The 13,320-nt window shown below is 62.4% G+C and carries 7 protein-coding genes; 4 read left to right on the top strand and 3 right to left on the bottom strand.

Going from position 1 to position 13,320, the window contains the following annotated elements; genetic code table 11:
- Positions 1–9 precede the first annotated feature (9 nt).
- On the bottom strand, positions 10–2,358 hold the full coding sequence (locus GLS_RS03265) for a TonB-dependent receptor (protein ID WP_041111142.1): 2,349 nt from the start codon (positions 2,356–2,358) through the stop codon (positions 10–12).
- A 235-nt stretch (positions 2,359–2,593) separates the two neighbouring features.
- Between GLS_RS03265 and GLS_RS03260 the strand changes: the two genes are divergently transcribed.
- Positions 2,594–4,900 (top strand): TonB-dependent receptor, encoded by a 2,307-nt coding sequence (locus GLS_RS03260; protein ID WP_041111140.1) that lies wholly within the window; start codon positions 2,594–2,596, stop codon positions 4,898–4,900.
- Positions 4,901–4,929: 29 nt separating this feature from the next.
- Here the strand turns inward: GLS_RS03260 and GLS_RS03255 are convergent, their stop codons facing one another.
- The gene (locus tag GLS_RS03255; RefSeq protein WP_226986627.1) at positions 4,930–6,666 is read right to left on the bottom strand and encodes a putative bifunctional diguanylate cyclase/phosphodiesterase; all 1,737 of its coding nucleotides are present in this window, start codon (positions 6,664–6,666) and stop codon (positions 4,930–4,932) included.
- Between the two features lie 273 nt (positions 6,667–6,939).
- Positions 6,940–7,623, bottom strand: coding sequence for a Fe2+-dependent dioxygenase (locus GLS_RS03250; protein ID WP_041111136.1), 684 nt, complete (start codon positions 7,621–7,623; stop codon positions 6,940–6,942).
- A 268-nt stretch (positions 7,624–7,891) separates the two neighbouring features.
- Between GLS_RS03250 and GLS_RS03245 the strand changes: the two genes are divergently transcribed.
- From GLS_RS03245 to GLS_RS03235, 3 genes are read left to right on the top strand one after another with little or no spacing between them, the layout of a single operon-like run.
- Complete coding sequence (locus tag GLS_RS03245) at positions 7,892–9,064, top strand: TolC family protein (protein WP_052327609.1); 1,173 nt, start codon at positions 7,892–7,894, stop codon at positions 9,062–9,064.
- Entirely contained in the window at positions 9,061–10,224 is a 1,164-nt protein-coding gene (locus GLS_RS03240) for an efflux RND transporter periplasmic adaptor subunit (RefSeq protein WP_080691884.1), read from the top strand. The genes GLS_RS03245 and GLS_RS03240 overlap by 4 nt, the downstream gene beginning before the upstream one ends.
- A 9-nt stretch (positions 10,225–10,233) precedes the next feature.
- Positions 10,234–13,311 carry an efflux RND transporter permease subunit gene (locus tag GLS_RS03235; protein ID WP_041111134.1) on the top strand — a complete coding sequence of 1,026 codons (3,078 nt, stop codon included), beginning with the start codon at positions 10,234–10,236 and terminating at the stop codon, positions 13,309–13,311.
- The last annotated feature ends 9 nt before the right edge of the window (positions 13,312–13,320 follow it).

Here is a 13,320-nt window from a genome sequence, read left to right as displayed (position 1 = left end):
ACAGAGGCCTCAGAAGCCGTACGATACGCGGCCGCCAATGAAACGGGGCGGTCCGGGGATGTAGAAATAGGTTGTTGTCGCCATGCCACCGCTCTCGAAAAAGCTGCGGTTGAGCAGGTTCGAGGCATAGACCGTGGCTTCCCACTTCCCCGATGAGGGACGCAGGGTCGCATGGGCGCCGAGCAGGAAATAGGGCGGCAGGCGGTAGAACCCTGTGCCGCCAACCGCGATGGCCTGACTGCCGCGATACGACCAGTCCGGCCCGATATCGAAGCCCAGCCCCGGCGTCAGCGCCTGCCGCCATTCCGCCTGACCGTTCAGGGTCAGTTTTGGCTGGCCGTTATCCACACCCGCGAAATTGCTGTTCACGGCCTGCCACACGCCCGTTTTGGCATAGGCGGCGTTGGTCGCGGCCCGGTTGACGTTCAGGAAGTCCTGATAGTTACCGCGCTGCCAGCCGATATTCTGCGTCACGAAGACATGGCGCACCGGGTGCAGTTCGATCGTGCCCTCAAAGCCCCAGCTTTCGGATTTGGGGACGTTCGTGATTTCGCTCAGCGGCCCGTAATTCGGGATCAGCACCGTGCCCACGACCTGCTGGTTGTGGAAGTCGTTGTAGAAAGCGGCCCCGTTCAGGCGCAGGACGTTGGGGATGGGGTCGCTCTTGAAGCCGAGTTCGTAGGTCAGCACCGTCTCGGGGCCGAACGGGTCGAGCTGGGCCTGGATCTGGGTGTTGTTGGCGCTGAAACCTCCGGGTTTGAAGCCCTTGCTCATCTTGTAATAGACGAGCGTGCTTTTCGTCGCCTGCCATGACACGCCGACCTGTCCCGCAAACTGGGCCGAGGCCGTGCTTTCGCCGTGGAAGGATGTGGTCTTGCCGCCGAAAATTTCCGATGTCAGGCCGGGCAGGCTGCGGTCGTCGATTTCGTGCAGCAGGCCTGCGAACAGCGTCACGTTATGCGGCAGGCGATAGCTGATATGACCGAATTCGGACGTGCTCTCCTGATTCATGGAGAAGGACGTGGCCATCATGTAACCGCGCGCCGCATAGTCTGTGTAATCGAAGAAGAAGCGCTGTTTCATGCGGCTGCGCTGGTAGAACGCGCCGACCACCCATTGCAGGCGGCTGTCGGGGTTGCTGGACCCCAGACGCAGCTCCTGCGTGAAAGCGTTGGCGCTGATGGTGCGGTAAGTGTCGGCTTCGGAGCGGGACGTGCCGTCCTGATCGGTGTATTCGCCCTGCCGCTCGGTCTCGAATGCGGAGACGGAGGTGAGTTTCGCGAAGCCGAAATCATGATCCATGTGCAGGTCCCAGCCCCAGAACTGGTTGTGTTCGCTGGGCTTGAGGCCTTCGGGGCGTCCGATCAGATTGGCAAACTGCGGGCGGGAGGACCATTCGGCCTGTGTCTGGCTGAGCTGGGGCAGACCGGTCGTGCCGATCAGGCGGTGAATGGCCTGACTGGTGACAACCTGGCTGTTGTCCTGCACGAAATGACCGGAAAGCAGGATCGTGGTGCGGTTGTCATCCGAGTGCCAGCGCAGCTTGCCGCGCAGGGCATAGGAATCTGCGTCTCCAAGATGGGCGCCGTTCTGCGGATCGGTCTGCCAGCCGCCACCCTGCCGGATCTGTCCGGCCAGACGGAAATCCAGCCCCTTGGCGATCGGGCCTGAAATATAGGCCTCGCTGCGGCTGCGGGCATAGGAGGCGATGTCCTGACTGGCGCCGTAATGCAGGGTGCTGGTCGGGTCCGCGGTGCGCAGCCGGACTTCACCGCCGGTGTCGGACTGTCCGTGCGTGGTGCCGACCGGGCCGGGGGTGACGGTGGCGTCCGCCAGATCGAACATCAACCCACTCGACATGGTCGATAACGCGAAGGGCACGTCATCGAAATAGGTCATGACGGTGGGAATGTTGTTCATCGTGAAGTCGTTGAAGCCGACGCCACGCAGATAGAAATTGGTCGAGGCCGTGCCGTTGATGGACTGGATCGTCAGGTTCGGCGCCACGCGCTCCAGATCGCGCAGGGTCACGACGCCGCGCTGGGTCAGGCGGTCGGCGGTCAGGCGCGTGTCGGCATCGGGGCTGTGCTGGGCGGCAGCAAAGGCGAAGTCTGTCCGGCGGGCGGTGACGGCAATCGTTTCGGTGTCACGGGCCTGGATGGACTGGGGGGCGGCTTTGCGGGCTACAGGCTTTGCGGCCGGATGATGGGCACTGGCGTGATGGGACGCTTCGCTCTTGCCTGCCAGAGGCTTCGCCTTTTCCGGCGATGCCGCCAGGGCGAGGGACGGGCCAAGGAGACTGGCGCTGAAGCTGGCACCGAGGCTGGCGCTCAGGAGAAGGGCCTTGCGAAGCGTCATGGAAAGGGCGGTTCTCCTGAAGAAGGGGCGTTCCGAGCGGGCAGCCTGCCTGAAAAAGGACAGCAAAGCCCGAAAAATCACCGTGCTTATATTGTACTCATGCAACAGAGCAAACGCTCGATGCACAATGGCACACAGAGGCGCAGATTTTGCTTGAACTGTTATGATATAACATAATAAGCATTCCGCTCTGACAATCTTTCGTCTCTGCCGTATCCCCCTGTCCGGAGGCTTCATGCCGTCTATCGTGTCTGCCCGTTCCTTTCTTCTGCTTCTGGGCTGCACTACCGCCCTTGCCGATTCCGCGTTCGCACAGTCGGTGACCCCGTCCGTAACGTCTTCCCAGGCTGCCGCGGCCACCGCTGAAACCCAGACGGATGATGAGTCCACGACCGCCCGCGCCAGCTTCGGTCATGCCGACGACCAGCATGGTACGACAACGACGGAGAGCAGTCGCACGGGCGAAGATGACATTACCGTCAACGCCCATCTCGAGCGCGCCCGCGCTGCCCTTCAGCCTTCGACGGGTGCGACGACCTATAATTTCTCGCGGCAGGCCATCGAGACGAATCCCGGCGGTGACAATGCAGGTCTGAACACGCTGCTGCTGCAGGCTCCGGGTGTGGCGCAGGACAGCTACGGACAGATCCATATCCGTGGCGACCATAACGAAGTGCAGTTCCGTCTGGATGGTGTGGCGCTTCCGGAAGGCATGAGCGTGTTCGGACAGACGCTCATGACCCGGTTTGCACATTCCATGTCGCTGACGACCGGCGCGCTGCCGAGTGAGTACGGCTTCCTCCAGGCCGGTGTGATCGATATCAACACCAAGAACGGCTATTCGGATGCCGGCGGTGATGTTTCGATCTATGGCGGTGCGCGCGACTATTTCTTCCCGTCCGCGCAGTTCGGTGGGCATCACGGCAAGTGGGACTGGTTTGCGACGGGTGACTTCGTTCACAACCGTGTCGGTATCGAAAACACCACGCCGAGCTTCAACGCGATCCACGATCTGACGAACCAGTATCACTTTCTGGGTCATGCCCGTTACACGGTGGATGAGAACACGCGGATCAGCCTGACCGCCGGTGTGTCCAATGCCGAATACCAGCTTCCCAACAATCCGGGACAGCAGCGCCAGTTCGCCAATCCGTCCTTTGCCAATAGTGACCTGTCGCAGAAGCTCTATGGTAATGGCGACAGCTCGAGCCTGACCGAACATCAGAAGGAAATCACGGATTTCGGCATCCTGTCCCTGCAGAAGGACATGGGAAAGCTGAGCTTCCAGACGTCCGCCGTGCTGCGTTACAGCTCGCTGCGTTACTCGCCCGATCCGCTGGGCGATCTGGTCTATAACGGTATCGCCCAGCGTGCGGCACGTTCGGTCTTCTCGACGGGAACGCAGTCCGATGCCACCTGGCAGGCGGCCAAGGATCATACGGTCCGCTTCGGCTATCAGATCTATGTGGAACGGAACGTTTCCAAATCGGATTCGACCGTCTATCCGCAGAGCGGCGAGGATGCTGATGGCAATGCGGTCTATTCCGACAATCCGCTGACCATCCATGACGGCACCGGACGGACGGGCTGGATGTACGGCCTCTATGCGCAGGACGAGTGGCGCCCGCTGAAGAACCTGACGATCAATTACGGTCTGCGGTTTGACGGTGTGGATGAATATACCCATGCCAAGCAGGTCAGCCCGCGCCTGAACATTGTCTACAAGCCCTGGCACGGTGGCACGTTCCATGCGGGATATTCGCGTTACTTCACGCCGCCGCCGTTCGAACTCGTGGGCGGGACGTCGCTCAACAAGTTCGCCAATACGTCAGCGGCTCCTGGGACGTTCCTGAACAGCAATGTGAAGGCCGAGCGCGATCATTACTTCGACGCCGGCTTCTCGCAGACGATCCTGCCGGGCTGGCATGCGTCCTTCGATGCGTATGTGAAGCTCGCCAAGAACATGATCGACGAAGGGCAGTTTGGCTCCCCGGTCATTCTGTCGGCGTTCAACTACCGTCGCGGTCAGGTGCATGGTTATGAATTCGCCACGGACTACACCCGCGGCGCCTTCAGCGTGTACGGCAATTTCTCCTGGTCGCGCGCCATCGGCAAGGACATCACCACGGCGCAGTGGAACTTTGATCCCGACGATCTGGCCTATACCAGCAAGCACTGGATCCATCTGGATCATGACCAGCGCTGGACCGCATCTGCCGGCGCAAGCTACTCGTTCTTCCACAGAACCGGCCATCCGCTGCGTCTGTCCGCCACGATGGTCTACGGCAGCGGTCTGCGGGCCGATGGTGCGACGCCGAACGGGGATTCCGTGCCTCAGTACGCCACGTTCAACCTGTCGCTGGTCCAGTCCTTCAAGGATCTGTTCCAGGTGCCGTTCCTCAAGCGCACACAGCTGCGTCTGGACGTGACCAACCTGTTCGACCGGACCTATCTGCTGCGTGACGGCAGTGGCATCGGTGTGGGTGCGCCGCAGTATGGTCTGCGCCGGACGATCCTCACCGGTATTGACCAGCGTTTCTGATGCTGGTGCCTGACGGGTCGGACGATCCGTCAGGCTGGTCCGGCTGCCGGGGGCAGAAGCGCCTGGTAGCGGATCTTTTCGAGGGCGGCCGGGATGTCCATGACCGGCACGGCCTCGCACAGAAAATCTCCCTGCACGAAATCGCATTCCATCTCCAGAAGCGCACGGACCTGCGTGGCGTTTCCGATCCCCTCGGCCACGACCTTGCGCCCGAGGCTGTGGACGATGTCGATCACGCCCCTGATGATCGCGGCATCTGTCCCATGGCGTTCCAGACCGGCCACAAAGGCCCGGTTGATCTTCACTGCATCGAACGTGATGGTCTTGAGATGCGTCAGGGATGCAAATCCCGTCCCGAAATCATCGAGGGAGATCTGGATGCCCTGGCAGTGAAGGGTGTCGAGTTCCTGCTCGATCTGCCTGTGATGTGGGCGCGAGAAAATGTTCTCGGTGATTTCGAGCGCCAGGGAGGTAAGCGGGATATTCATTTCCCCGGCAAGGAGAGCGACTTTCCGGAAGAAATCGCTGCCCTCGAAATCACAGGACGTGATGTTGATGGCGATGCGTTCAAAGCGGATGTTCTGTTCGCGCAGCTTGCGCATGTCCTGCATGACCTGCCGCGTAACGAAGGTGTTCAGCGTCAGCGTCAGGCGGGGGTCTTCAAAGACTTCGGGGAAATGCTGCGGCGAGAGGACGCGGTGCTGCGGATGGTCCCAGTGCAGCAGAGCCTCGAAGGAAATGTTGCCGGGCGTGCTCAGGGAAAAGATGGGCTGGTAAAAGACCGTGATGCTCTGGTTGCGCAGTCCGGTCTGGACACGCCTGCGCAGGCGGGCAGCATGGTCCAGTTTCTCTTCCATGACGGGATGATATTCCCGGATACGGTTCCGGCCGCTCGTCTTGGCGGCATAGAGCGCGAGATCGGCGCATTTCAGCAGGGCTTTTTCCCGCGCATCGACCAGAGGGACGCGGACATAGCCGATGCTGACGGTGCAGGCATGGGTCATGGTGCGGTTGCGGAAGCTGAAACGCATCTGCTCGTGGATTTCGAGAAGGATCTTCTCGAACAGCGCCGGGCAGTCGCCTGTCAGGAGGATGGCGAATTCGTCCCCGCCGATACGGGCAATGAAACAGCTGTCATTCTGGAAGGACTGAAGCTTCTCGGCGACCTTGCGCAGCAGCCGGTCTCCGGAATCGTGCCCGGACGTGTCGTTGATCGTCTTGAATGTATCGATGTCGAGGAGGGCCAGGCAGATATAGCCAGCGCTACTCTGGCGCAGGGTTCTGCGCAGGGTATGGGAGAAGTGCAGGCGGTTGGAAATCTTTGTCAGGAAGTCCGTATTGACGGCATGCTGGAGCTTCTGGCGGCTGGATTTCAGGTGGTTTTCCGCCTGTTTGCGCGCCGTGATGTCAAAGCGGATGGCCACGTAGCTCGTGACCTTTCCGCTTTCCGAAATATGGGGAACGATCGTGGTGTCGACCCAGTAAAGGGAGCCGTCTCGCCGGCGGTTGCAGATCTCGCCGTGCCAGACATGGCCTGAGGCGATCGTCCGGTACATCTCCCGGAAGAATTTCCGGTCATGCTGGCCGGAACGCAGCATCCGGTGGTCGTTTCCGATGAGTTCGTCGCGGGTATAGCCGCTGATTTCCTCGAACCGGCTGTTGACGGAAAGAATGCGGCCGCGGGTGTCGGTAATGGCGACAATGGCGGAACAGTCCAGGGCATGAAGAACGAAATCGTCGCGGGGGCCCTGAGGCCAGTTCTTCACATAATCCAGGCTTCTCCTGAAATCATCCTCTTGCTTTTCCATCACCCAGGCTGGCTCTCTCGATAGGAGATCTGAGTAATATCATAGAATAATTAAGCGTTCGTTAAAAGGATATCCTGCTGTTTTCAGGTATATTTTTGAAGGTCTGTTTCGGAGTTTTTCTTTCTTCCTGCGGAAATGTCAGTTTTATTTTGACTGTTTCGTGAGAGGATTTTTTTAACAGAATGAGGCGTCCCCAGCCCTTTCAGAACCCTTAATGGGGCGCCCTTTTTCTTACAGTTCGGCCCATTGGCGCAGCAGGTTGTGATAGGTCGAGGTCAGGCCGAGGACGGCAGGATGGCTGTCAGGCAGCGCCTTGCGGGTTTCGATGATGGAGCAGTCGAATTCGTAAAGGAGACGGCGCTTCGTATCGTCGCGGACCATGGACTGGGACCAGAAGAACGAGGCCCAGCGGCTGCCTCGCGTGATGCGGTTGACGCTGTGCAGGCTGGTCGAGGGGTAGAGCACCATGTCGCCGGCGGGGAGCTTGACGCTCTGGGTGCCGTAGGTGTCCTGGATGACGAGTTCGCCGCCGTCATATTCATCCGGGCCGGTGAGGAAGAGCGTGGAGGAGACGTCCGTGCGGATGCGCATCCCCGCACCGGGGATCGGGCGGATGGCGTTGTCCACATGGGCGTCGAAATGCATGCCGGTGTCGTAGCGGTTGAAGAGCGGCGGATAGACGCGCAGGGGCAGGGCGGCGCTGTTGAAGGTCGGGTTGCGGCCAAGCGCGCGCAGGACGAACTCCCCGAGTTCGCGGCATTCGGGGGAGTCCTGAGGGATCTGGAGGTTCAGCTTGGCCTTGGCAGACTGTTCGCCGGCGGTGACACGTCCGTCAGTCCATTCGGCGTTTTCCAGTCTGTCGCGGAAGTAGCGGACTTCTTCAGGAGAGAGGATGTTTGGGATGTGGACGAGCATGGGGTTCGATCTCTGGAAGGGGAGGATTAGTTGAGAATGACTCTTATCTTCGACTCATAAGGCTGTTTGTGAAGGGCGGCAATCGGGGGCGGGGGTGAGCGTCGCGCTTCCTTCCGTTGACACGTCTGGCAGAGCGGGGGATGAGACGGGGATGGCATTTCATTCCCTTTCCGTTGCGTGGTGTGCGGGACTGTCGCGCAGGCAGGTGGCTGCTGCGTGTCTTGCTGTGCTGACCTGTGGTGCGGCGCCGGTTTGGGCGTCGGAAGGGATGGGGGCGCCGCTGTCCATTCATGATGCGATTGCGGCGGCCTGGAAAGCGGACCCCGTACGGGCCGAGCTGGAAGTCAATCAGGATTCCGCCGATGCGCGGGCGAAGGCGGCGCAGTCCTGGTTTGCGGGTGGTCCGACGCTGACGGGCGACTACTATGATGACCGCATCAGCGGTTCCAATCATGGCTACATCACCTGGCAGGGCGGCGTTTCCGTGCCGCTCTGGCTGCCGGGGCAGGGCACGGCGACCGAGAACGTGGCAAAGGCCGAGGCGAAGACGGCGACCGTTCGCCTTGATGTGGAGCGCATGTCTATTGCGGTGCGGGTCGTGGATGCGACCGGGGCTGCGATCATGGCCATGCGTCGGCAGACGGCGGCGCTGGCAACGGTGGCCGCTCTGCGGCGGATCGAAGCGGATGTGCAGCGGGCCGGGCATGTGGGTGAAATCGCGGTATCGGATCAGCAGGCCGTGGAGGCGCAGCTGGCGCAGGCGCGGAGCGAAGCCGACATGGCCGCCGAGGAGATCGAAACTACGGCAAGCCAGTTGCGGACGCTGACGGGGCTGCCGGGTGTGCCGGACATCACGCAGGCGGATGAGCACTGGCTGGCGCTGACGCGGGCCAATGATGCGCGCTGGGTTGAGGATGTTGATCCGCGGGTGCGGGCGACACGTCAGGCCGTGATTGCGGCGCAGAACCAGATGAAACTGGCGCGCAAGAGCTTCATGCCCAATCCGGAAATCGGCGTCGATGCGATTGATCAGGGGCAGTATGACAGTCCCTGGGATACGCAGGTGGGCGTCAATCTGCGGGTGCCGCTGCCGAGTGCGGTGACGAATACGCCGCAGGAATCCGCGGCCCGCGACCGGATGGCGGCGGCGACGCGGCAGGAAGTCGAGGCGCGGCGGGCTGTGCGCAACGAAATGGCGCAGGTGCGGGCGCATCTGGTCGCGGCGACGGGATCGCTGTCGAATTCGCGGGTCGAGGCGAGTTCCATGCTGCGCCGGGCGGATGGGATGGAGCGGTCCTGGCGGGTGGGTGAGACGCCGCTGATCGAGGCTTTGCGGGCGCGGATGGATGCGTATCGGGCGCTGCTGGATCTGAACCGTGCGGAAATTGCCTGGCATGCGGCGATCATCCGGATGGGTATTGCGACGGGGACCATTCCATGAGCCGGTTTGTGCGTTTTCTGGTTTGTGGGGTGGCGCTGTGTGCTCTGTCGCGTGCGGGCGCGGCGGAAGCGCCAGGCTGGATGCAGCCGCTGACGCTCGGGGCCGAAGCGCGGGACGGAGAGCATCTTCAGACCGCGGTGGTGCGGCAGGGGACGCTGCATGACACAGTATCGGCGCTGGCGCGGGTGAGCGCGGATTTGTCGCGGACGGTGGTGATCCGCACGAGCGGGGACGGGAAGGTCACGGCTGTTCGGGTGACGCCGGGGCAGAGTGTGGTGCCCGGGCAGCCGCTTATTGATTACACGGATCATTCCCTTCACGTGCTGCATCTTCAGTTAGAGCAGGACGAGGCAGCCTTGGCGTCAGCAAAGGCGACGCTGGGGGAAGCCGAGCTGGCCTATCGGCGCGGGCAGTCGCTTGTGGGCAGTACGGTGTCGGCCGGGGAGGTACGGCGCCGTCAGGCGGCGGTGCAGCAGGCACGCAGCACGGTCGTGGCGCGGGAAGCGGATATCGGACTGATCCAGCATCGGCTGACGGAGGAGTTCACCTCCGTGACGGAAAAGATCGTGCAGGATGAGGCCTCCACGCTGATTTCGCCGGTGCGGGGTGTCGTGCAGTCCATCCAGACTTCCGTGGCGTCGGATGTGACGCCGGGGCAGCCTGTGGCTACGGTCGTGGATCTGTCGGGTGTGTGGATTGTCGCGGATCTGCGGCCGGATGAGGTGTCGCGGCTGGTGCCGGGTGGCGTTGTGATGGTTCGTCCGTCGGGGAATGCGCGGGCTGAGCCGTTCCGGGCGAAGATTACGACGATTGATGGCGTAGCCGATCCGGTGACGGGACTGGTGCGGGTAGTGTGTGTCGTGGATCGGCCGGTGGCGTTTCTGCGGCCGGGGATCATGCTGGATGCGGCGCTTGAAACCAGCGAGGCCGTGGACGGCATGATCGTGCCGTCGAGTGCGGTGCAGACGATCGAGGGGCATGATCTTGTCTATGTGCAGACCGCCGAGGGGGAGTATGCGCCGCGTGAGGTCCGGGTGCGGCTGGCGACGGATGAGAGTGTCGTCGTCCAAGGCAATCTGAAGGCGGGGGACCATGTGGTGACGGAAGGCAGTTTTGCCCTGAAATCCATGTCGCTCGTCAGCGGGCTGGATACGGACTGACCGGGTTTCATGCTGCATTTTTTCCAGTCCAACCGTTTTGTTCTGCTGGGCCTGCTTGTTGCGCTGATGATCGGCGGGGTGATGACCGTGCCGGGCCTGCCGGTCGAACCGGTGCCGGATATTTCGCCCAAGCAGGTCATGGTGTCGGTCACAGCGCCGGGGCTGGCGACGGAAGAAGTCGAAAAGCTCATTACCTTTCCGGTTGAGGCGAGCCTGACGGGGATTCCGGGTGTAACGGATCTGCGCTCCGTGTCGCGGACGGGCGTGTCGGCGGTCTATCTTCAGTTCGATGACGCAACGGATATTGATCTGGACCGGACGCGGGTTTCGGAGCGGTTGCAGGCGGCGCGGGACAGCATCACCATGCCGGGTGTGAGCGTCTCGATGGGACCGCTGGCGACGGGCATGGGCGAGATCATGCAGTTGCAGATCCGGGGCGCCGGGCTTTCTCTGATGGAGCTGAACCGGCTCATGACCTGGACGGTCGTGCCGCAGTTGCGGCTGGTGCCGGGTGTTGTGGACGTCAACGTCAATGGCGGGTCGGTCGAGACGTATCAGGTGGCGGTTGATCCGGCGCGGATGCGGGCGTTCGGGGTCTCGGTCAGCGAGATCGTGCAGGCTGTTGATACGAACAATGCGTCCTCCGGCGGGGGCTGGATCGCGCATCATGCCGAGCAGAATGTGGTGGTTGGCCGCGCACTTGTGGGCAGTCTGGCGGATTTTGGCGCCATTCCGGTGAAGTTGGGAACAGGCGGGCATGTGATCCGGCTGCGGGATATGGGCGTCGTGTCCGCCGGGCCGAGGACGCGGCTTGGAGCCGTGACACGTGATGGGCAGGGCGAGGCGGTCATTGGTGTCGTGATGATGCAGACCGGGGCGAGTTCGAATGCGACGCTGGATGCGATCGGCCACGTGCTGCCGGCGATCCGGCAGTCCCTGCCGCCGGGTGTGACGCTCGAACCCTTCTACAGTCGGGCGAGCCTGACGGGGCAGACGATCCATACGGTCAAGGAAAACCTGCTGATCGGCGCGGCGCTGGTGCTGTTCGTTCTGGTCGTCGTGCTGGGGGACTGGCGGGCGGCGCTGGTGATCGTGTCCGTCATTCCGGCGTCTCTGGTGGCGGCGATGGCGGGGATGCGGCTGTTTGGCGTGTCGGCCAATCTGCTGAGTCTGGGTGCGATTGATTTCGGAATGATCGTGGACAGTTCGCTCGTCGTGGTGGAGCACATCATGGTCGAGCGTGGGGAACGTCGGGCGTCGGAGTCTTTTGCCGCGCTGACGGCGGATGCTGCACGAGCTGTGGTGCGGCCGGTCAGTTTTGCGATCTTCGTCATCATCATGGTCTATCTGCCGGTGCTCACGCTTCAGGGCATCGAAGGCAAGATGTTCCGGCCGATGGCGCAGACGGTCATCATGGCGCTGCTGGCTTCGCTGGCTTACTGCTTCGTCTGTGTGCCGGTGCTGGCGACGCTGGTGATGCGCAATGCCCAGCCGGACCGGGAGACCTGGTTTGTGCGGACGGTGCGGCGGTATTACGAGCCGGCGCTGCGCTGGACGGAGCATCACAGCGGGCGGCTTCTGGTCGTGACCGTGGCGGCGTTTCTGCTGGCGGTGCTGGTTGGCGGGCGTCTGGGCGGGGAATTCGTGCCGCAGCTTGAGGAGGGCTCGCTGGTCCTGACCTCGACGCGCCTGCCGGGGGCATCGCTCGATACGGTGCTGGACGGGGTGACGGCGGAAGAGAAAATTCTGCGGTCGTTCCCGGAAGTGCAGACGGTTGTGAGTAGTACGGGAACAGCGGCGATCCCGACCGATCCGATGGGGACGAATGAGACAGATACGTTCATTTTCCTTCGTCCGCATGACGAATGGAAAACGGCGTCCACGCAGGCTGGGCTGGTCACGAAGATCAATGACGTGCTGGAAAAGACGCGGCCGGATGCGGCGTATTCCTGGTCGCAGCCGATCCAGATGCGGATGGATGATCTGCTGGCTGGTGTGCGTACACAGCTTGCGATTTCGGTCTATGGCGATGATTTGTCGGAGCTGAACCGGATTGCGGGGCAGGTGGTTGAGACGCTGCGGACCGTGCGCGGCGCGGCGGATGTAGCGTTGCAGGGGAGCGGGACGGTGCCGTTCCTGCATATCGACGTCAATCGCGATGCGGCGGCGCGGCTGGGGATGTCGGTGCCGGATATTCTGGCGGTCGTGGAAGCCGTGGGCGGGCATGTTGGCAAGCCGGTGACAGTTCAGGGCGCGATTATTCCGACGCAGGTGCGTCTGCGGGAGGATGCGGTCAGTTCGGCGGACCGGATCGGGCATCTGCAGGTGCGCCGGGCGGACGGGCAGGGCTGGGTTCTGCTGTCGCAGGTGGCGGATATCGTGCTGTCGGACGGCGTATCGCGGATTGACCGGGACAACATCCACCGTCGGGTGATCGTGCAGGCCAATATTCGTGGGCGGGATGTGAGTTCGTTCGTGGCGGCGGCGCAGCAGGCCGTGGCGCAGAAGGTCAGGATGCCGCAGGGCTACCGGATGGTATGGGCCGGGCAGTTCCGGAACCTGCAATCCGCGCTTCACCGGCTGTTCATTGTCGTGCCGATTGCGTTGGCACTGATCTTCCTGCTGCTGGTGGCGGCTCTGGGCTCGTTCGGGGCGGCGGCGCTGGTCTTTGCCAATCTGCCGATGGCGGCGACGGGCGGGATTTTCGTACTCGCGCTCCGGGGCCTGCCGTTCAGCATTGCGGCGGGGATCGGGTTCATTGCGCTGTTTGGCGTGGCGATCCTGAACGGTGTAGTTCTGGTCAGCCAGATCCGGGTCTTCCGGCAGGAAGGTCTCGCGGCGGCGGATGCGGCGTTTCAGGCGGCGCGCAGCCGGTTGCGGCCGGTTCTGGCGACGGCGTCCGTGGCCAGTCTGGGGTTCTTTCCGATGGCATTTTCTGGCGGATCGGGCGCGGAAGTGGAGCGGCCCCTGGCGTCGGTTGTGATTGGAGGGCTGGTGTCCTCGACGCTCCTGACGCTGTTCGTATTGCCGACGCTGTATGCGCGGTTCTTTGGCCGTGAAAACGAAAGCGCCCCGGACAGGGGATGAGCCTATCCG

Origin of the sequence: Gluconobacter oxydans DSM 3504 (genome assembly GCF_000583855.1) — a bacterium.
In the GTDB taxonomy this organism is placed as follows: Bacteria; Pseudomonadota; Alphaproteobacteria; order Acetobacterales; family Acetobacteraceae; genus Gluconobacter; species Gluconobacter oxydans.
The sequence above is the reverse complement of the archived record's forward strand: the minus strand, read 5'-3'. Positions and strand labels throughout refer to the sequence as shown.